The organism is Rhodococcus sp. Leaf278 (assembly GCF_001426085.1).
In the GTDB taxonomy this organism is placed as follows: Bacteria; Actinomycetota; Actinomycetes; order Mycobacteriales; family Mycobacteriaceae; genus Rhodococcoides.
In genome coordinates this window covers 49655-68077 of sequence record NZ_LMRR01000011.1, presented here as the reverse complement: position 1 = coordinate 68077, position 18423 = coordinate 49655, and the positions used below count along the sequence as shown (strand labels likewise).

Genomic DNA, 18423 nt, shown 5'->3' with positions numbered 1-18423 from the left:
GACAACGTAACCTCGGGGCGTGCCTCGCATCGCTTATTTCGGCCCGTCCGGAACGTTCACGGAGATGGCGCTGGCGCAGTTCGAAAAGCTCGGGACCATCGCCGCCGTCGGTCTGGATGGTGCCGTCGAGCGGGTGACGGCAGCGAGCCCGCCTGCGGCACTCGAGGCCGTTCGCTCGGGTGTGGCCGACGCTGCCGTCGTCCCCATCGAGAGTTCCATCGAGGGCGCGGTACCGCCGACCCTCGACGCCTTGTCCGAAGGGCGCCGGTTGCAGATCGTCGCCGAGACCGAGATCGAGGTGGCGTTCACGATCCTCGGTCGACCCGGCGTTACGCTCGACTCGGCCCGCACCATCAGCGCGTACCCCATAGCGCTGAACCAGGTTCGCCAATGGCTGCAGGCCACCATGCCCGATGCTGGGATTCACTCCGCGTCCTCGAATGCCGGTGCGGCAGAAGATGTTGCTGCCGGGATCGCCGATGCGGCGGTGTCGACGCGGTTGGCCGGTGAACGCCTGTCGCTGCCGACGTTGGCCGACGGAATCATCGACGTCGAGGGTGCGCGAACTCGCTTCGTACTGGTGACACCACCTCGGCCGGTTGCTCCCCGCACGGGTGCGGACCGCACCGCCGTCGTGTTGGAGCCGCCCAACGACCCGGGCACCCTGCCTGCCGCGTTGGCCGAGTTCGGGATTCGCAACATCGACCTGACGTTCATCGAATCACGACCTACGCGTTCGCAATTCGGCACCTATCGATTCTTCATCGATTGCGCAGGGCACATCGATGATCCGCTTGTGGCCGAGGCGCTGTCGGCATTCCACCGCAAGATGCCGCTGCGGTTCCTCGGATCCTGGCCCATCGCAACGGGAGTGGGCGGATCGGTACCGCCACCCATCGACGAACATGTGCAGTGGCTCAGCGACATTCGTGCCGGACGCGGTGATCTGTGATGGGCAAGTTGATCCTCGTGCGGCACGGCCAGACAGTCGCGAACGTAGCGAAAATTTTGGACACCGCCCCGCCCGGAGCGGAGTTGACCGAGCTCGGTCACCAGCAGGCCGAGAGTTACGCGCAGACCTGGGTAGGGCACCCGCCTGCCGTCCTGGTGTCTTCGATTGCATTGCGCGCCAAGCAAACTGCCGGCTACATCGAGCGCTCGACCGGCGTTCCCCTCGTCGTGACAGAAGGACTTCAGGAGACCTACGCCGGAGACATGGAAGGCCGAGACGACCCCGATGCGCATCGGGAGTTCACCGAGTACTTCCATCGCTGGCACACAGGCGATCTCGCGGCGACGGTGCCGGGCGGAGACAGCGGGAACTCGGTGCTCGAGCGCTACGTCCCGGTGCTCGACGCCCTGCGCGCGCAGTATCTGGGCGACGACACGGCCGGCGATGTCGTCGTCGTGAGCCACGGTGCCGCCATCAGATTGGTCGCGGCCGTACTGGCAGGCGTCGACGGTACGTTCGCGGCCGACAACCATCTCGACAACACCCAGACGGTGGAGCTGCTGCCACTGCCCGACGGGGGTTGGGCCTGCGGAAAGTGGGGCACATTCCTGCCGCCGTTCGAGGGCCAGGGCAGCGAGAAGGCCGACAACCCGATCAGCTGAGCCGGAATTCTCGCGCCGACTCGATCAACTCGGTCAGAGCCGCCGTCACCTTGCGGTCCGTGGCACCGGTCAACGAGGTCCAGGACGTGCCGTCGGCGGCCAGGGTGGAGGTGGCGGCGATGCGTCCGGCTCGAGTGTCGAACAGGGCGACGGGTCTACCGGCCACGTGCCGGGTGCCGTGTCTGGGCGCAACGGCCGTGATCTCGGTTCTGCCTGCGCACGTGGCCAAGGCCGAGGCAAGGGCCACGGCCCGGTCGTCGGCTATTCCGATGCGACTGAGGCGGGATGCGGTTGCTCCGACATCGCTCGGTGCGGCGTCGAGGGCCTCGGCCAGCAATGCAGTGGGAGCGTTGATGATGCCGGGGTCGAAGGGCGTAGCAGGACCGATCGTCGCGGCGAGGTTTCGGGCCGGGTCGCCGAGGATGACCCTGATGGTGACGACGTCCTCGCGCCGCACCGCGGAGACCGTGATCCGGTCGTCGGACGCAACGCAGATCCGGGTGGTGGGGGCCGGCTCGTCGTTGTCGGCGTCGAAGATGCGCGCCGAGACGTACCAGTGTGGTTGTTCGAGTACCCGCAACCACTGCTGCAGATCCTCGTGAACCCGGCCGCCGGTGAGCAGGCCGGCGTTGTCCAGTGCGGCGCAGCCACGACGTAGGGCGCGATCTCGGGCAGTGGCGTCGTCGAAGCGCGGAAACACGTCGAGGACAACGGGTAATTCGGCGATGGACAGCTCGTCGACCAGGAAGTCCATCTCGTCCACACCGAGCACAGCGTTCGGCAGCGTGTGGCCCACCGGCACGGTTCCCAAGTCGATCAACGGCCGTTTCCGCTGGTATCGGGTGCAGAAATGGCCGGATCCGCGCCGATGACGGACGGTGCGACGGTACGGCCGTCGGCGAAGTGCTCGAACTGTTTGAGGTAGTCCGGGGTCTCGTGTTCGTCGTCCTCGACCTGCCCGCGCGTGCCTGACGCCGGAGCGCCCGCACCGCCGGTTCCACGCTGAGCGAGCCCGCCGTCGGACCCGGTGGATGCACCGAACGCGCCGCCCTGGCCCGCACCGGAGAGTGACGCACCACTACCGGCCGAACTGCCACCGGCCGGACCCAATGAGGACCCGGGCATCCCAGCACCGCCGAAGCCCGTCAGGCCGGCACCTCCGGCGCCCAAGGAGACCGGACGGGTGGAGGCCGGGTCGACCGCGAGAGACGCCGAACCGCCGGGCGCGAATCCGTGGCCGCCGCCCATTCCGGATCCGCCGGACAGGACCGTCGACCCGATGTTGGACGCGGCGGTGGCCACCGTGGACGCACCGGTACTGGCGATGGAGGTGGCAGCGCTACCGATCTGGCCGGCGGCTGCGGCGACTCCGGGATTCTGTGTTGCCGCCATCAGACCGCCGATCGCAGCCTGAACGGGCGAGGTCATCACGGCGTTGGCGAATTTTCCGAGGCCGCTGCCGGAATCGGACACGATGGCGGGCGGATGATCGAAGGTGGTCTTGACGATGCGGTGCGAGTTGACCAGCTCGAAGCCCTCCATCACCAGGGCCGCTCGGATGTCGAGCAACCGGTCTGCCACCTCGGCTGCCTCGTAGCTGCCGTTCAGTGCGCCGCCCGTGGACGCAGCGGTGACCTTGGCGGCCTGCACGACGCCGATCTCCACCAGCGACGGCATGGTTGCCAGGGCCACGCCGTAGGTGGTCCCGGCGGCGGGGGCCTCGACCGACAGCGCGGCTGCTTTCAATGCCGTTGTGCCGGTCCACGTTGCGAAACGTGCGAGTGCGGCCTGAGCGAGGAGGGCCGACTCGCCCTCCCACCCGGCGGTCAACGCCGCGGTGACAGCGGCGATACTCGCCGACGCCTCCGTGAACGCGGCAGCAACCGAACCCCACGCTCCGCCGGCGACGTGCAACGGCACCGGACCCGGCCCGAGCAGTCGGGTCGAATTTCCCGTTGCCGTGCGCGGTAGCCACACCACACCTGTTACTCCGAGCGTCATCCTCTAGCCCCCATGATGTTCGAGCCCTGCGTTTCTTGTGGTGCGGTCGTTTCTTGTGGTGCAGTCGAGTCCGGTACGAGCGTCAGATGCCGGGTAGGCCGGGAAGGCCGCCTGCTGTGTCGTCGTCGGTGGCCACGTAGTCCGCTGCCTGCTTCCGGAGTTCCTCGGCGGAACGCTGTAGCTCTGAAATACCCTGTGCTGCAGCCGGTCCGAAGGTGTCGGCCGCGGTGCCGAAGAATCGTTCGGTGAGCAGAGAGACCTCGTCTGTGCCCGGCGGTAGTGGCCGCACGGGGATCGCCGTCGCGGTCACGGCGGCCTGCAACCTGGCGGCGACCGCATCGAGCTCCGAAGCAGCGAGCTGCAGTGCCACCGGATCCACCTTGATGACGGTCATGAGCCACGCCCCCTGATCGAAGAACTTCCACTGTCGGTAGGTAGGACGCCACCGTGCTCGGTTTGGTTCCATCGATCCGAGAAATAGTCAGATCGACTTCTCGGCCACCGCACCGATCGTCCACGGGCCGCCGCGACGGCTGACGGACGTCCGGCTCAGCGGTGAGACGTCGACCCGCCAGAACGACCGAACCGGAGCCTCCAACACCAGCACCACCACCGCCCGAATCACGGCGGGTGAGGTCACCGCCAGCGTGCGACCGGGCGTCGAACCGACGTAGTCGAGCCACGTCCGAACGCGCGAGAACAACGCGACCAGAGACTCGCCCCCCGGCGGCACGAAGGCCGCATCGTTCAGCCACGCCATCGCGTCGGCGTCGGGCAGATCGGTCATCTCGAGTCCGGACCACCGGCCGTAGGCGATGTCGGCCAACGCGGGTTCGACCGAGGTGTCGGTGCCGAAAGCCCGCGCAGTGGATATCGATCGGGATTCCGGGCCGCACAGGACGCGGTCGGCTCGGGGAATGTCGGTCACTTCGGCGAGGTCGCGCAGCCCGGCGTCGTCGAGTGGCTCGTCGCCGGGGAATCGGCCGGTGCGCATCGCGGCGGTTCTGGCGTGGCTCACCAACATCAGTCGGGTCACGGGCGCAGGCACCGTGTCATTGTGGCGCAGCCTGGTGTCATTCTGGCGCAGGTGTTGTTTCGGCATCGTGCTTGGGTCGGTCCGACAGCGATTGACACGGCGTCGTGTTCGGTGCCACAGTTCGCAGGTTAGACGCGATGTACGCAGGTAATCCGGTGAAAATCCGGAACGGTTGCGCCACTGTGATCGACGTCGGGCATATGTCCGAATTCGAGAGCCAGAAAACTCGTACATCGCATGGCCGTCCCTTCTCTTCGGAAGGGACTACGGGACGCATATCCCAGGAGGACACCCATGGCAATCACCCATTCCCCCAGTAATACGACGGAGTCGGCTGCCCTCGCCGTCATCGTCGCCGCAACCATATTGCTCGCGTTCGTCGTGCTCTATCTCGTCGGATTCGATCAGGGCGCAATCTCCCGCAGTGGCATGTACATGCACGAACTGATGCACGACGGCCGCCACCTGCTGGGTCTGCCATGCCACTGACCGGAACCTTCACTCAGTTGTTGCTGCGTGGGCTACTCGCCGGACTCGTCGCGGGTCTGCTCGCCGGCGCAGTTGCCTTCGTCGTCGGTGAACCGCACATCGACTCGGCCATCTCCATCGAGGAGTCGGCCGGCGAGGCACATCACGCCGACTCCGACGCGACCGCCGCTCACTCGCATGGAGACGAGGACGCCCTCGTCAGCCGGGACGGGCAACGCGTCGGACTGTTCCTCGCCACCGGACTCGCAGGCCTGGCACTCGGTGCGATCTTTGCGTCGGTTCTGCACTATGCCCGACGCTTCAGCTCCCTCCCGGGTTCGATCCTCGCGCTCGTCGCTGCCGGCGGCGGGTGGTTGGCCATCGAAGCAGTTCCGTTCTTCAAGTACCCGGCCAACCCGCCGGCCGTCGGAGATCCGGAGACCATCACCCAGCGCACGTGGCTGTGGTTGGCCTCGGTGATTCTCGGTCTGTTGGCCGTCGGCGTCGGTATCTATGTGGGGAAGGTCGTGGCATCGCAGCAGTCGGTAGCGGTCCGCGCCGGCGCACCGATCGTGGCGTTCCTGGTGATCGTCGGCATCGGTTACGCACTGTTGCCCGGTGTGAACGAGGTGGGCGCGGACTTCCCGGCAACCCTGCTGTGGGAATTCCGGCTGTCGTCGCTGGCGACGCAGGCAACCCTGTGGCTGGCCCTGGGATTGGGCTTCGCGTTCCTCACCGATCGCGCAGTTCGACCTGTTCGCCGAGAGGCAGTTGCGGCGTAGCCCAGCGTCCGCGTCGCCCCCCAGATTGGGATGCCCCCCAGGTTGGGATGAATGCGCCATTCAGGCCATCTGAGTGACTGAAACCCACATTCATCCCAACTGGGTGTGCGGGCAGGGTGAGCCAGTGCGCTCAGCCGAATCCCAGTTGATGCAGGCGCTCGTCATCGATGCCGAAGTGATGCCCGATTTCGTGGGCCACCGTGATGGCGATTTCGCGTCGTGCCTCGTTCTCGTCGTCGACCATCTCGAGGATCGGCTTGCGGTAGATCGTGATGACGTCCGGCAGGTGTCCGCTGTATTCGTAACGCTCGGTGAGCGCGATGCCTTCGTACAACCCGAGGATGTCCTCGGTGGGGTGTTCCTCCTCGACGAGAACGACCACGTTGTTCATGAAGTCGGTGAGCTCGCGCGGGAGGGTGTCGAGGGCGTCGGACACGGCTTCCTCGAAGTCGACGCGAGTCATGTGGGTGGGGATGTCAGCCTCCGGTGGTGATCGGGGCAGCACCGGGCAGCGGAGTGGGGAGCGCGCGGCCGTCGGGAGCCGATGGCGGCGGGACAGGCGCTGCACCGTTGATCAGAATGTCGCCCTTGGCACTGCCGACGATGGTCGCGAAGCCGCCGGAATCGAGTTCCTTGCCCACCGAACACGTCACCTGACGGCTACCGGCGAGCCAGCTAGCGACATCGATGGTGTCCCAGAACAGGGTCAGCGTCTTGTCGCGCAGTGCGGTGTCCGAGCCGAGATAGCCGTTGACGGCGTCGGTGCAGGTGCCTTCCAGGTACGCGTCCTGATCTCCCTCCGACGGGTGTCCGCCGGGGAACTGCTGCGTCAGGTTGATGACCGAGGCGACCTCGAAGGCGTGCGGTGCCGAGCAGTCCACCGGATCGGCCGGCACGTTCTGATTGATGCCGATGCACGTGCCCGTGGGCCAGACCTTGGACTGGTCCTGATCGAGGATCGAACCGGTCATTTCCTGCAGCGCGCCGGTGTTCGACGGCATCTGCACCCCGCAGCGCAGGGTCCGCTCGCCCTTGGCCCAGCCGGCCTGGCTGGGGAACATCAGCCCGACACCGAAGAGTCCGTTGGGATCGAACTTCGCACCGACATACCCGTTGACGGCGGCCGTGCAGTGTTCGTCACGCAACTGGCTGAACCGAATGGATCCGGGGTACTGCGAACCGGGACCGAACTCGACGCCGGGGTAGACGCTCATGTCGATGTCGCGAGCGACCTCGAAGCGATGAGGATCGGCGCACGACACTTCGGCGAGATCCTGGCGGTCGGTCTCCGGATCGTCGGTGGGCGTCCATTGCAGGCACGTGCCCGGATCGGCTGCTCCGAACGAGGATGCCGATACCGGTCCGTCGGTCACCGGGCCACTGGCCGCCGAATGGGTGGTGATCTTCTCGGGTGCCGAGAATCCATCGGACAGGAACGCCGTCGCACCCGCGGCCAGCACTGCGCCGACCGCAACCATGGCAAGCCCACGTCGGGCGGTGGTTGCGGAGAGAGTTCGGCGATCTCGGCTCTCTGGGGGGACTGTTTCGTTCTCGGACATCCCCTCCATCATGCCCGAGTATGTTCGGTCCTCATGAGCGACCCGACAGGTGACGACGACCTCAGCGAGCTGGCCGGCCGACTGTTCACGATGGCACGCACCGGCGATGCGGCTGGTCTGGCGAGCTACGTGGACGCGGGCGTTCCGGTGAATCTGCACAACGAGTCCGGGGACACGTTGGTCATGCTCGCCGCGTATCACGGGCATGCCGATGCGGTGCGCGTGCTGGTCGAGCGCGGTGCCGATGTGAACAAGCCCAACGACAAGGGGCAGACGCCACTCGCGGGTGCGGTCTTCAAAGGGGAGGACGACGTGGTGCGAGTTCTCGTCGACGGTGGAGCCGATCCACACGGAGGCCACCCGTCGGCCATCGATGCTGCCACGATGTTCGGACGCGAGGACTACCTGGGGATGCTCGGCAAGTAAGGTTCCCTCTCGTGATCGACCTGAAATTCCTTCGCGAAAACCCTGACGCCGTGCGCGCCTCGCAGCGCACTCGAGGCGAGGACCCCGCGCTCGTCGACGCCCTTCTCGACGCCGACGCATCCCGCCGGGCCGCCGTGCTCGCCGGAGATCAGCTGCGCGCCGAGCAGAAGACATTGGGCAAGAAGGTTGGTAAGGCCTCCGCCGAGGATCGTCCTGCTCTGCTTGCCGGGGCATCGGAACTGGCCGCGAAGGTCAAGGCCGCGCAGGCAGCAGAAGCCGAGGCCGACGCAGCTCTCGACACGGCACACCGAGCGATCTCCAACATCGTTCAGGACGGCACGCCCGCAGGGGGCGAGGACGACTTCGTGCTGCTCGAGACCGTCGGCGACGTCCCCGAGTTCGACTTCGAACCGAAGGATCACCTGGAACTCGGCGAGTCGCTGAACCTGATCGACATGGAACGCGGAGCCAAGGTGTCGGGCTCACGCTTCTACTTCATGACCGGTTACGGCGCGTTGCTGCAGCAGGGGCTGCTTCAGCTCGCCGCGCAGAAGGCCGTCAAGAACGGGTTCACCATGATGATCCCGCCGGTTCTCGTGCGGCCGGAGATCATGTCGGGAACCGGCTTCCTCGGAGCACACGCAGACGAGATCTATCGCCTCGAAGCCGACGACCTGTATCTCGTCGGAACCTCCGAAGTTGCTCTCGCGGGCTACCACTCGGGCGAGATCATCGACCTGGCCGACGGCCCCAAGCGCTACGCCGGTTGGTCGTCGTGCTTCCGTCGTGAAGCGGGCAGCTACGGCAAGGACACGCGCGGCATCATCCGCGTCCATCAGTTCGACAAGATCGAGATGTTCTCGTACATCAAGCCCGAGGACGCGGCCGCCGAGCACCAGAAGTTGCTGGAGTACGAGAAGGAGATGCTCGCCGCGGTCGAGCTGCCCTACCGCGTCATCGACACTGCCGGCGGAGACCTCGGCTCATCGGCCGCTCGCAAGTTCGACTGCGAAGCATGGGTGCCCACGCAGAAGGCATACCGCGAGCTCACCTCGACCTCGAATTGCACCACCTTCCAGGCCCGACGCCTCGGCGTGCGCTATCGCGACGAGAACGGCAAGCCGCAGACCGCCGCGACACTCAACGGAACCCTGGCCACGACCCGTTGGATTGTCGCGATCCTGGAGAACCACCAGCAAGCCGACGGCACCGTCCGCGTCCCGGAAGCTCTGGTGCCTTTCGTCGGGACCGATGTCCTGAAGTAGGGATGGCTCAGGCGATGTCGCCGATGCAGTAGCCCTCGCCGCCGACCGTCAAGACGAACGTGCGGTTCTGGTACGCCCCCGAGGCGTCGATGATGTCCGCATTGACCTGGGTGTAGATGCCGTTCTGGGCCGTGACGAACACGCTGTCGGGATCGAACGAGGTGATGCTCGGCAGAATCGCCGGGTTCTGGGCCAGAGGTGGGGCAGTGGGTAGCCCGGTGCCGTTCGGGTCCCACGTGCCGCGGCTCTCGCACACCAGTGGGTAGCTGACCTCCACGTCGTTGGGGTTGACCGGAATGCCGGCGATGCGACCCAGATAACGATCGACGGTGTAGGCCGCGTCTGCCGCGTCGAACACCGCGGCGGTGCCGGTGGGGTAGACGGCAGGGCAGGCGTAGCCGGACGCGATCTCGCTGCGCTTGATGGCGACCGTCGCGGTGGGCCCGGTCCACGTCACTGCGTACTGACCGTCGACGGCGGGAGCAGCCACAGCAGTGAGGATGGCTCCGACGTCGAAGTACATCGTCGGGATGTCGGTGGGCGGGACGGTCCAGCATTTGGCCGTGACGACCCCGATGCCGCCGCCGGTGAGATCGTTGACGAACGGTCGCAATGCCGCGGCAGCGTCAGGATTGCCGGGGGCTTCGCTGACGGGCGGTCCGGGCGGGATGGGAGGCGGGGTGCTGACCGTGGACTCCGGGGTGGTCGATCCGGCGGCAGGGGACTCGGCCGTTGTGGACTCGACCGTGCTGCTCGATGGGGCTGCGGCCTGATCGGTTGGAATTCCGACCGCGGAATCGCAGGCACCGACCAATGCGACCGTGGCGATCAGCGGCAGCGCGGTTCGGCCGACTCGGCTACGCCGCGGTGAAGCCGCTCTGTTCTTCACGTGTTTTCTCTCCCCCATAGCTCTTCTACCGAACTGCGCACGACCCGACCGCACTCCGACCCGACAGCACTCCGGCCGGATCTTTCTCCGACCCCGTCCACCGACTACGCTAACCGACTGTGGAACCCGTCTACCGATCAGTCATCGGCATCGCTCGCGCGGTGTTCGCGTTCGAGGGCCTGAAGTTCGAGGTCGAGGGCGAGGAACACATCCCTGCTACCGGTGGAGCGGTCATCGCCGTCAACCACACCGGATACATGGACTTCACCTATGCCGGTCTGCCGCCGCGGCGAGTGAAGCGCTACATCCGATTCATGGCCAAGAAGGAAGTCTTCGACAACAAGATCTCGGGCCCCATCATGCGTGCGCTCAAGCACATCCCCGTCGACCGCGGTGCCGGGGCGCAGTCGTACAAAGCGGCCGTGGACAGTCTGCGCAACGGGGAACTGGTGGGCGTGTATCCCGAGGCCACCATCAGTCGAAGCTTCGAGATCAAGGAATTCAAGTCCGGTGCAGCGCGCATGGCCATCGAAGCCGGCGTCCCCATCATCCCGACGGTCATCTGGGGCGCGCAGCGCGTGTGGACCAAGGGCTACCCGAAGCGATTGGGCCGCACCAACACTCCGATCTCCATTGCCGTGGGTGAGCCGATTGCGCCGGTCGGACCGCCGAACGAGCTCACCGACACGCTGCGTGCGGTGATGCAGAAGATGCTGCTCGAGCTGCAGGAGGGCTACCACCACGAGCCGGGTGCCTACTGGGTGCCGGCCCGACTCGGCGGCAGTGCCCCGACTCTGGAGGAAGCCGACAAGCTCGACGCCCAGGACCTCGCGGCACGCGCGGCCAAGCGCGCCGAGTAGAACTGTGCGATGAACCTCCGCGGTGAACGGGTCGTGCTACGACCCGTTGCCGCCGAGGACGTGCAGGAGCTACGCCGAATCCTGCACACCCCCGAGGTGTACGCCCGGTGGGGTGACGGGGACGCCGACGAGAACTGGCCGTTCGACAACACCGACGAGACCCGTCTGATTGTCGAATTGAACAGTGCAACAGTCGGTTTGATTCAGTACGGCGAAGAGACCGATCCGATGTACCGGCACGCGTCGATCGACATCTTTCTCGACCCGGCCGTCCACGGCCGCGGAGTCGGACAGGATGCCGTGCGAACACTCGTGCGCTACTTGACTGTGGATCTGGGTCACCATCGCCTGGTGATCGACCCGGCCGCAGACAACGCGGTAGCAATAGCCTGCTACAGCGCAGTCGGTTTCGATCCGGTGGGAATCATGCGCAAGTACGAGAAGGGCCCGAGCGGGTGGCACGACAGCCTGCTGATGGATTTGATCGTCGAGTAGCAGGCGTATTCAGGGTTTCAGGGTTTCAAGGTTTCAGGATTCAGGGTTTTAAGGTTCGAGGGGAAGGGTCAGGCGGAATCTCGCGCCGGTAGGCCCTGCGAGGCAGGTGAGTTCGCCGCCATGTGCGCGCGCCAGTGTCCGGGCGATCGATAGTCCCAATCCGACGCCCCCGGACGAGCGATCGCGTGCAGAGTTCAGCCTGACGAGCCGCTCGAAGATGCGCTCACGGTCCGCCTCGGCGACCCCGGGCCCGTCGTCGTCGACGGTGACGATCGCCTGCGAATCCACGCCGACGGTTATCCGAATCGTGCCGCCGGACGGTGTGAATCGAGCAGCGTTGTCGAGCACGTTCGACAGGATCTGCTCGATGCGTCCGACGTCCACTCGAACCGGAACTGGTTGCGCTGCAGCGATATCGAACTGGATGTGCGGCGCGAGTAAGGCAGCGCGCTCGACCGTGCGACGCGTGACATCGGCGAGGTCCGCGTCGACCAGCTCGAGGTCCGAGGTGTTCTCTGCACGAACGGAATCGAGCATGTCCGATACCAGACGCGATGCTCTGGAGGATTCGCCGACCAGCAACTCGCTCCACCGTAAGACCCGATCGGGGCGTTGCTCGGCATCGCGCTGCAGCGACTGCGCCAGCGCCGAGATTCCGGCGACCGGAGTGCGCAGCTCGTGCGCGGCATCGGCCAGAAAGCGGCGCATGTCCTCCTCGGCAAGCCTGGCTGTGCGTGCGGCCGAGGCCTCCCGTCGTTCGGCATCCTCGAGGGCGTCGAGCATCTCGTCCACGGCCGATGCCGTGCGGCCGAGGTCGGTGTTGGGTTTGGTGGGGAGGAGCCGTCTGCCCCTGTCGCCATTGGTGATTCGACGGGCCACCGAGGTCATGGAGTCCAGTGGAGAGAGTGCACGTCGTACGGCAAACGTCAATGCAGCGGCGGCCAGCAGCAGGGTGACGGCTCCCGCCCCCAGCATCAGGATCCGGAGTTGACGTCGAACGTCGGCGATCGCGGTGGTATCGCCGAGGAGCGACAGCGTCGAACCGTCGGGTAGAGGTTCGGTGATTTCCAACGAATCCGACGGGGGTGCAGGAGGATCGGGTGGTCCGGGAGGGTTGGGAGCCCTCGTCTGGCCGCCAGGCGGAGCCGGGGTAGCGGGCCGAATGACCGGCTCGGAAGGTCCGCTGCCGGGAGCGCCGTACACAGTGCCGTCCGCAGTGGTCACGCGAACTCTGATGGCGTCGCCCTGAAGAGCCTGCACCAGATCCTCGGGGCTGACGCCGCTCTCCACGAGCTCGACGGCGCGGGTCGACCTGTCCGATAACCGTGCTTCCAAGTCGCGCCGAAGCTGCTGGCCGAGAACGACATCCACCGAAGAGCCGACGATCACCAGCAACACCGCGAACAACACGACGACAGTGGCGACCACCCGCATCCGAAGCGAGGGGGTAGGCGTCCGGTTCACTGCGGAGCCCGCAATGCATAACCGAGGCCGCGGACGGTATGGATCAACCGTGGCCCATGGGCTTCCATCTTGCGACGCAACGCACTGATGTGCACTTCCACCAGGTTGCCGTCGTACGCGCCGTAGCCCCAAACCGATTCGAGGATGGACGTTTTGGAGACGGTGCGTCCGCGCTGCGCGACCAAGAACGTGGCCAAACGGAGTTCCGTCGCCGTCAGATCGAGAACCTGACCGGCCCGAGTGACCACTCCGGCGGACTCGTCGACCAGTAGATCGCCTACCTGGACGGCGTCGGACGACCGACCGCGGCGACGCAACACCGATTTCGCGCGGGCAACCACCTCGTCGAGCTGAAACGGTTTGACCACATAGTCGTCGGCACCGTCGGCGAGTCCGCGCAGACGGTCGGCCAACTGGTCCTTGGCGGTGACCATGATGATCCCCGCATCGCTGCTCTGGCGGACGACGTCGATGAGATCGAACCCGTCGCGCGCACCGGGCAGCATGACGTCGAGGATCACCACATCGGGCCGGAAGCCTGCCATCGTCGTCTCGAAGTCGTCGCCGTCGGGTAAGGACGCGGCAGTGAAACCTGTGTCCTCGAACGCTGCCACCAGCGCTTCCCGGATCGGCAGCGAGTCCTCCACCACCATCACCCGGGGAGCGGAACTGTATGTCATGCCTCGATTGTCACCCACCACCTGAAGTGATCCTGAAGATGCGCCCAGCTTCAGGGTGTCTTCAGCTAGCGGCGGCAGTGTCGGTGACAGACCGAAACGAACGACACAGTCCCAACAAGGAGTGAACGTGAACGATCAGACTCAACCGATCCCAGCCGCATCCAACCCCGAGCCCACCCCGAGTGCCCCGGCGACTCGGGAGAACAAGCCCAAGCGTTGGAGAGGACGGGTACCGCTGGCCGCGACCGCAGCTGCAGGTCTGGCCGTCGGAGCCCTGGTGACCGGCGCGGTGTTCGCAGCAACCGGCCCCGACGTCTCGCCCGGCGTGTCCACGGTCGCGTCGTCGTCTGACCTCGGGCAGCGAACCGACGGTGGTGGGGGAACGGATGCATCCGAGGTGCCGGCGGCTCCTGCAGCACCGGATTCCGGCGATGGATCGACGGTTCCCGCGGTTCCGACCCCACCGGCACCGGGTGACGGCGCAACGCCGCCTGCTCCGCCTGCGGGTGGTCCGGGCAAGGGCGGCCCAGCCGATGGTGGTCCAGGTAAGGGTGGGCCGGGCGCAGGTGGCCCCGGTGGTGCAGTGTGTGCACCGGGAGACGGCGCGACGCCGCCTGCTCCGCCTGCCGAAGGTGATGGCGCTACGCCTCCCGCGCCGCCGGCACCGCCGGCAGCGCCGTCCGGTTCCTGAACGAGATGTTCTTCCAGCCCCCGCACCGCAGTGGTGCGGGGGCTGGTCTGGCTGCTCAGACGCGACTCACGAGCGCGCCGAAGAATTATCTTCCGCGGTACGCGGACGCCATTGCGGCGTACTCGTCGAGGATTTTCAGCGACTCGTCGTGCGGCGCGGTCGGCAGCATGAGCGCGAGGTGTCCGACTCCCAGTTCTTCGCAGGCTTTCCAGTATTCGGGGTCCGCGGGGGTGCCGAACTGGAGCAACGGAACGTCGTGCCCGAGTCCTTCGCGCATCTGATCGATGCGCGAGGACATGACATCGACGGGCTGCGGGTTGGCTATCCACCCGGCGTCGTGCCGGATGATGCGCTTGACCGTGGCATCGGAGGCACCGCCGATGTAGATCGGGGGATGTGGTGTCTGCACCGGCTTGGGGCGCAGGTAGGAGAGTTCGATATCGACGTGCTTGCCGTGATACTCGGCCGGCTCGTTCGTCCACAGGGCTTTGATTGCCTCGATTTGTTCGTCCAACAGCGCTCCCCGTGTCTTCGGGTCGGTGCCGTGGTTGCGGATTTCCTCGAGGAGCCAACCAGCCCCCACACCGAATCCGAACCGACCCCGCGAGATCACGTCGATACTGGCGGATTCCTTTGCAGTGGTGATGGGGTCGCGCTGAATGAGCAAGGCGATACCGGTGATCAGATCGATCTTGGATGTGACCGCTGCGGCCGCTGCCAGAGTGACGAATGGGTCGAGTGTCCGATAGTAGAAGTCGGGCATCTCCTCGCCCGTAGGAAACGCCGTCTCCCTACTGGCTGGGATGTGAGTGTGCTCGGCGACTACCAGCGAGTCGAATCCACGCTCCTCGATGGCGCGAGCCAGCGACACCGGGTCGATTCCGTCGTCGGTGACAAAGGTAGAGATCCCGATCTTCAAGGCTGTCCTAACGTTGGGTGATGCCCGTGCACCGGGCGTGAAGTGGGGTGTCCTGCAGGGTCACTCCAGAATGAAGACGGGAAGTTGACGGTCCGTCTGGGACTGGAATTCGGCGTACTGAGGGAAGGACTCGACGGCCAGCGTCCACCACTTCTCACGCTCGGCCCCCTCGAGCTCGCGGGCGTGGAGGGTGACAATTTTTGTCCCGTCCTGCACCGTGACGGTGGGGTTTGCCTTGATGTTGTAGTACCACGACGGGTTCGCGGTGCCGGCACCGTTGGAGCCGACCATGGCGTAACTGCCGCCGGCCTCGACACGCATCAGCGGCACGTACCGTTTTTTGCCGGATTTCGCCCCGGTGATCGTGAACAGCACAACGGGCCGGCCCTCGTACTCGGCCCCCTCTGTAGTGCCCTGCTCGAGAATCTGTTCGGTCAGCTCGCGGACCCAGGATTTGGGGCTCAGCTCGGTTTCGGTGGCGGTCTCGTTATTAAGCACGTCGGCGCCAACAATTGCCATGGCCGGAAATTCCCGATACGTCTCGCTCAACGAAACATCGACCGTGCGCCGTCGACGGTTGCTGCGCTACACCTACTCGTCGGAACGTCGCTTCGCCGAATGGGTGTCGTCAGCCTCTTGCGCAACGGTTTCCAGCTCGGATCGGTACTGATCCCACCAGGCTGCGTCGCCGTCGGCCATGTTCTCGTTGCCGAGGCGCAGTCCGACGGAGTTGTCGATCAATTCGCGCAGTATGTCTGCGTGTCCGGCATGTCGATTCGTTTCGATGCACATGTGCACCAGCACGCGATGCAACGTCACTTCTTGCTTCTCCACCGGCCAGTGCAGGACGCGTCCGACTGTGTCCAGTTCGTTGGCCTCGATGGTCTTGTCGGAGTGTTCCCAGGCCTCCCGATAGAGGGCGACAATCGATTCCGACGATTCTTCAGCGGTGGCCCACATGTCGGAATTCAGCCGGGCCACGGCCGATGCCTCCAGTTCGGCGAAACGAGCGGGAAACTCGCGACCGAAAGTGATTCCGAAATAGCCGTATTCGGTAATTGCCAAGTGCTTCACGAGACCCAGGAGATTGGTTCCGGTCGGCGTCATCGGCCGACGCTTCTGGTATTCGGTGAGGCCGTCGAGTTTCCACAGCATGTTCTTGCGGGCGATGCGGAGATACTCGTGCAGGTCCTCTTTCACGCTCGTCAGCTCACCGAGGCATGCCACACGAGGGCGGCGGCCAATGCACCGAGTCCGTTCAACGACCAGTGCAGGGCGATGGGTGCGATGAGACTCCCGCTTCGACTTCGCAGCCACGTGAACACGACGCCTGCGGCTGCGGTCGCAATGACGGCGAGCGCAATCCCCACGATTTGGCCGAACAGCCCGCCCCCGAGGAACCCACTGAGGCCGACATTGCCGGCGGTCAGACCGAGCGAGGACGCGATGTGCCACAGTCCGAAGAGCAGCGATCCCGCGGCGAAGACACCTCGTGCTCCGTAGATGCGCCCGAGCGTTCCGTGCAGAACCCCGCGGAAGGCGAGCTCCTCCGGAATGACGGTTTGCAGTGGAATCACGATCATCGACGCGATCACCGCGGCCGAGACGGTCGCATACCGATCGGCCATGAAGAACGGCCGAGTCATCGGGAGCAACGCGCCGATGGCCACGACCGTCAGGACTATTCCGACCGCACCCAGCGCGTACAGCGAGCCCGTCTTCCACTGCTTCGGTGACAGACCCAGTTCTGCCCAGCCCAAGCCACGTCGATTCGAGAGAACCACCAGCAGTACCGCCGCGATGGGAACCGTCGCGATACTGGCCCACGCCGTGGTGAAGTGCGCGATGAGATTGGTGCCCACGAGCACAAGGACGACGGTGGCGACGTCGAGGTAAGCGTGGAAGGCACGTCGGGGTGCCACGCTCCCGGCCGGATCAACAGCAAGCATTGGACCCACTGTACCGACGTCAGCTGATAGCACCTGGTGAATCGAGGCTTCTGTCGAAGCCCTTGCGGTCGTAGAGAAGGGTGAACACCAGTCCGAACACCAGGCCGATGACCAGCCCGAGCAACGTCATACCCGCCGAATGCAGCAGGCCGGCGTCGGGCGAGGCGTTGAAATACAGGATCGATCGGGTGCCGAGGAAAATCTGATGCATCGGCTCGAACTGCGCCAGCCAGGTGAAGACCGGCGGGCTGGCCTCGAGCGGAATCGTGCCACCGGACGACGGCAGCGCCAGAATGATGAAGACGATCAGGTTGATCAGTAATCCGGCTGTGCCGAACGCGGACATCACCGCCACAGCGGTAATGCCGACGGCGGTAATCGCGAAAGCGCCGTACAGCCACAGTGTCCACGCGTGCGTGATGGGCATGCCGAGCAGATGGCTGATCAGCAGATAGAGGCCGGACACCAGCATGGCCAGAACGAACATCACGAGCCACTTGACGAGCAAAGTCTGGAAGCGGCTGATCCGGGTGGGGCCGCGGTGGATGTACTTCGGTCCGATTTCGGTGGGGGTGAATCCCAACAGGCCGTCGACGAGGGTGCTGACAATGGTGGCGCCGGTGAATCCTGCCAAGACGAGCAGTAGCGCGTAGTAGAACGCGGACAGGCCCCCGCCGGTACCGTCGGGCAGTGGATCGTATTGGGCAACAATCACATTGATCGGCTGTGCCAACGTCAGTGCGCTCGCGCCGGCCAGGGGAGTGTCGCCGAGTTGTTGACGAACTTGGTCGGAGATCTGTTGTCCCACAGTCTGGTTGACGGACTCGAAGGCCGGAGTGGCCACTCCTGTGACCAGCGACATGCCGAAACTGCCTGCGCGTGGGTTGGTGTAGACGGTGATGATCGGCTTCTCGATGTCGCCGGGAATGATGCTGCCCTCGGCCAGGATTCCCATTCTCTTGGTGAAATCACTGGGGATCACGATGGAGCCGTAGACCTCGGCCGTGGACAACAGCGAGTCGGCCTGAGCGGGCCCGACCTCGCGAAAGTCGACCTTCTCGGAGTCCACATTCTGGATCAGTCCGTCGACGATGTCGTTGCCGATGTTGCGCTGCTCGCCCGCGAGCGTGTCGCCCTCGTCCTGATTGACGATCGCGATGGGCAGATCGTGCAGGTTGCCCCGCGGATCGAGAACACCGCCCAGATACAGGGCCGCGAGAAACGACATCAGAGCCGAGACGACGAGGATCGGCGCGAGCCAGAAACGCGGTGAACGAAGGACCTCGGCCATCGACCGAGGGGTTCTGTCGGAGATCACCGAATCA

General features: G+C 65.4%; 23 protein-coding genes. 9 read left to right on the top strand and 14 right to left on the bottom strand.

The annotated features are described in order from the left end of the window. Positions 1 to 19: 19 nt before the first annotated feature. Together pheA and ASG84_RS12355 are read left to right on the top strand one after the other, a co-directional pair. The gene (pheA, locus tag ASG84_RS12360) at positions 20 to 952 is read left to right on the top strand and encodes a prephenate dehydratase (RefSeq protein WP_057477329.1); all 933 of its coding nucleotides are present in this window, start codon (positions 20 to 22) and stop codon (positions 950 to 952) included. Beyond that, positions 949 to 1614, top strand: coding sequence for a histidine phosphatase family protein (locus tag ASG84_RS12355; protein WP_057477328.1), 666 nt, complete (start codon positions 949 to 951; stop codon positions 1612 to 1614). The genes pheA and ASG84_RS12355 overlap by 4 nt, the downstream gene beginning before the upstream one ends. Here ASG84_RS12355 and ASG84_RS12350 read toward each other — a convergent pair. From ASG84_RS12350 to ASG84_RS12335, 4 genes are all read right to left on the bottom strand, one after another. Further along, entirely contained in the window at positions 1607 to 2434 is an 828-nt protein-coding gene (locus ASG84_RS12350) for an ESX secretion-associated protein EspG (protein WP_057477327.1), read from the bottom strand. The two genes, ASG84_RS12355 and ASG84_RS12350, sit on opposite strands and share 8 nt — an antisense overlap. Then, positions 2431 to 3615, bottom strand: coding sequence for a PPE domain-containing protein (locus ASG84_RS12345; RefSeq protein WP_057477326.1), 1185 nt, complete (start codon positions 3613 to 3615; stop codon positions 2431 to 2433). Before ASG84_RS12345 ends, ASG84_RS12350 begins: the two co-directional genes overlap by 4 nt. An 82-nt stretch (positions 3616 to 3697) precedes the next feature. After that, positions 3698 to 4009: a PE family protein gene (locus ASG84_RS12340; RefSeq protein WP_057477325.1), complete on the bottom strand. Its 312-nt coding sequence runs from the start codon at positions 4007 to 4009 to the stop codon at positions 3698 to 3700. Positions 4010 to 4096: 87 nt separating this feature from the next. Further along, complete coding sequence (locus ASG84_RS12335) at positions 4097 to 4663, bottom strand: histidine phosphatase family protein (RefSeq protein ID WP_156399491.1); 567 nt, start codon at positions 4661 to 4663, stop codon at positions 4097 to 4099. A gap of 282 nt (positions 4664 to 4945) precedes the next feature. Here ASG84_RS12335 and ASG84_RS12330 point away from each other — a divergent pair, with 282 nt between their 5' ends. Further along, positions 4946 to 5140, top strand: a complete 195-nt coding sequence (locus ASG84_RS12330) for a CbtB domain-containing protein (protein ID WP_032381168.1) — start codon at positions 4946 to 4948, stop codon at positions 5138 to 5140. After that, positions 5131 to 5901, top strand: coding sequence for a CbtA family protein (locus ASG84_RS12325; RefSeq protein WP_057477324.1), 771 nt, complete (start codon positions 5131 to 5133; stop codon positions 5899 to 5901). The genes ASG84_RS12330 and ASG84_RS12325 overlap by 10 nt, the downstream gene beginning before the upstream one ends. Before the next feature lie 130 nt (positions 5902 to 6031). Here ASG84_RS12325 and ASG84_RS12320 read toward each other — a convergent pair whose 3' ends face one another. Next, the gene (locus ASG84_RS12320; protein WP_082073870.1) at positions 6032 to 6364 is read right to left on the bottom strand and encodes a metallopeptidase family protein; all 333 of its coding nucleotides are present in this window, start codon (positions 6362 to 6364) and stop codon (positions 6032 to 6034) included. A gap of 13 nt (positions 6365 to 6377) precedes the next feature. Continuing rightward, positions 6378 to 7460: a septum formation family protein gene (locus ASG84_RS12315; RefSeq protein ID WP_057477426.1), complete on the bottom strand. Its 1083-nt coding sequence runs from the start codon at positions 7458 to 7460 to the stop codon at positions 6378 to 6380. A gap of 33 nt (positions 7461 to 7493) precedes the next feature. On the opposite strand from ASG84_RS12315, the gene ASG84_RS12310 reads away from it, so the two are divergent. Together ASG84_RS12310 and serS are read left to right on the top strand one after the other, a co-directional pair. Beyond that, positions 7494 to 7886: an ankyrin repeat domain-containing protein gene (locus ASG84_RS12310; RefSeq protein ID WP_057477323.1), complete on the top strand. Its 393-nt coding sequence runs from the start codon at positions 7494 to 7496 to the stop codon at positions 7884 to 7886. Between the two features lie 11 nt (positions 7887 to 7897). Then, positions 7898 to 9151 (top strand): serine--tRNA ligase, encoded by a 1254-nt coding sequence (gene serS / locus ASG84_RS12305; RefSeq protein ID WP_057477322.1) that lies wholly within the window; start codon positions 7898 to 7900, stop codon positions 9149 to 9151. Positions 9152 to 9158: 7 nt separating this feature from the next. Here serS and ASG84_RS12300 read toward each other — a convergent pair whose 3' ends face one another. Then, positions 9159 to 10040 carry a hypothetical protein gene (locus ASG84_RS12300; protein ID WP_235581639.1) on the bottom strand — a complete coding sequence of 294 codons (882 nt, stop codon included), beginning with the start codon at positions 10038 to 10040 and terminating at the stop codon, positions 9159 to 9161. A 119-nt stretch (positions 10041 to 10159) separates the two neighbouring features. Between ASG84_RS12300 and ASG84_RS12295 the strand changes: the two genes are divergently transcribed. Both ASG84_RS12295 and ASG84_RS12290 read left to right on the top strand, forming a co-directional pair. Next, positions 10160 to 10900, top strand: a complete 741-nt coding sequence (locus ASG84_RS12295) for a lysophospholipid acyltransferase family protein (RefSeq protein WP_057477320.1) — start codon at positions 10160 to 10162, stop codon at positions 10898 to 10900. Between the two features lie 9 nt (positions 10901 to 10909). Next, complete coding sequence (locus ASG84_RS12290; protein WP_057477319.1) at positions 10910 to 11395, top strand: GNAT family N-acetyltransferase; 486 nt, start codon at positions 10910 to 10912, stop codon at positions 11393 to 11395. A 48-nt stretch (positions 11396 to 11443) separates the two neighbouring features. Here the strand turns inward: ASG84_RS12290 and ASG84_RS12285 are convergent, their stop codons facing one another. Together ASG84_RS12285 and ASG84_RS12280 are read right to left on the bottom strand one after the other, a co-directional pair. Next, complete coding sequence (locus ASG84_RS12285) at positions 11444 to 12829, bottom strand: sensor histidine kinase (RefSeq protein ID WP_057477318.1); 1386 nt, start codon at positions 12827 to 12829, stop codon at positions 11444 to 11446. Between the two features lie 26 nt (positions 12830 to 12855). After that, positions 12856 to 13539 (bottom strand): response regulator transcription factor, encoded by a 684-nt coding sequence (locus ASG84_RS12280; protein WP_057477317.1) that lies wholly within the window; start codon positions 13537 to 13539, stop codon positions 12856 to 12858. Positions 13540 to 13666: 127 nt separating this feature from the next. Between ASG84_RS12280 and ASG84_RS27415 the strand changes: the two genes are divergently transcribed. Continuing rightward, complete coding sequence (locus tag ASG84_RS27415; RefSeq protein WP_156399490.1) at positions 13667 to 14230, top strand: hypothetical protein; 564 nt, start codon at positions 13667 to 13669, stop codon at positions 14228 to 14230. An 85-nt stretch (positions 14231 to 14315) separates the two neighbouring features. Here ASG84_RS27415 and ASG84_RS12270 read toward each other — a convergent pair whose 3' ends face one another. The 5 genes from ASG84_RS12270 to ASG84_RS12250 all read right to left on the bottom strand — a co-directional run bounded on the left by ASG84_RS12270 (position 14316) and on the right by ASG84_RS12250 (position 18416). Next, positions 14316 to 15149, bottom strand: coding sequence for an LLM class F420-dependent oxidoreductase (locus ASG84_RS12270; RefSeq protein WP_057477315.1), 834 nt, complete (start codon positions 15147 to 15149; stop codon positions 14316 to 14318). A 60-nt stretch (positions 15150 to 15209) separates the two neighbouring features. Continuing rightward, a complete protein-coding gene (locus tag ASG84_RS12265) occupies positions 15210 to 15668 on the bottom strand; it encodes a nitroreductase family deazaflavin-dependent oxidoreductase (protein ID WP_057477314.1) in 459 nt (152 codons plus the stop codon). A gap of 72 nt (positions 15669 to 15740) precedes the next feature. Continuing rightward, positions 15741 to 16358, bottom strand: coding sequence for a DinB family protein (locus ASG84_RS12260; protein WP_057477423.1), 618 nt, complete (start codon positions 16356 to 16358; stop codon positions 15741 to 15743). After that, the gene (locus ASG84_RS12255) at positions 16355 to 17098 is read right to left on the bottom strand and encodes a CPBP family intramembrane glutamic endopeptidase (RefSeq protein ID WP_057477313.1); all 744 of its coding nucleotides are present in this window, start codon (positions 17096 to 17098) and stop codon (positions 16355 to 16357) included. Before ASG84_RS12255 ends, ASG84_RS12260 begins: the two co-directional genes overlap by 4 nt. A 19-nt stretch (positions 17099 to 17117) precedes the next feature. Beyond that, positions 17118 to 18416: a YhgE/Pip domain-containing protein gene (locus ASG84_RS12250; protein ID WP_442970928.1), complete on the bottom strand. Its 1299-nt coding sequence runs from the start codon at positions 18414 to 18416 to the stop codon at positions 17118 to 17120. Between the last annotated feature and the right edge of the window lie 7 nt (positions 18417 to 18423).

What these genes read in the sequence shown, in the direction of transcription:
- ASG84_RS12345 (WP_057477326.1), bottom strand. Translation starts at nt 3,615, where the DNA reads ATGACGCTCGGAGTAACAGGTGTGGTGTGGCTACCGCGCACGGCAACG.
- ASG84_RS12340 (WP_057477325.1), bottom strand. Translation starts at nt 4,009, where the DNA reads ATGACCGTCATCAAGGTGGATCCGGTGGCACTGCAGCTCGCTGCTTCG.
- ASG84_RS12330 (WP_032381168.1), top strand. Translation starts at nt 4,946, where the DNA reads ATGGCAATCACCCATTCCCCCAGTAATACGACGGAGTCGGCTGCCCTC.
- ASG84_RS12325 (WP_057477324.1), top strand. Translation starts at nt 5,131, where the DNA reads ATGCCACTGACCGGAACCTTCACTCAGTTGTTGCTGCGTGGGCTACTC.
- ASG84_RS12320 (WP_082073870.1), bottom strand. Translation starts at nt 6,364, where the DNA reads ATGACTCGCGTCGACTTCGAGGAAGCCGTGTCCGACGCCCTCGACACC.
- ASG84_RS12315 (WP_057477426.1), bottom strand. Translation starts at nt 7,460, where the DNA reads ATGTCCGAGAACGAAACAGTCCCCCCAGAGAGCCGAGATCGCCGAACT.
- ASG84_RS12310 (WP_057477323.1), top strand. Translation starts at nt 7,494, where the DNA reads ATGAGCGACCCGACAGGTGACGACGACCTCAGCGAGCTGGCCGGCCGA.
- ASG84_RS12290 (WP_057477319.1), top strand. Translation starts at nt 10,910, where the DNA reads ATGAACCTCCGCGGTGAACGGGTCGTGCTACGACCCGTTGCCGCCGAG.
- ASG84_RS12285 (WP_057477318.1), bottom strand. Translation starts at nt 12,829, where the DNA reads ATGCGGGTGGTCGCCACTGTCGTCGTGTTGTTCGCGGTGTTGCTGGTG.
- ASG84_RS12280 (WP_057477317.1), bottom strand. Translation starts at nt 13,539, where the DNA reads ATGACATACAGTTCCGCTCCCCGGGTGATGGTGGTGGAGGACTCGCTG.
- ASG84_RS12265 (WP_057477314.1), bottom strand. Translation starts at nt 15,668, where the DNA reads ATGGCAATTGTTGGCGCCGACGTGCTTAATAACGAGACCGCCACCGAA.
- ASG84_RS12255 (WP_057477313.1), bottom strand. Translation starts at nt 17,098, where the DNA reads ATGCTTGCTGTTGATCCGGCCGGGAGCGTGGCACCCCGACGTGCCTTC.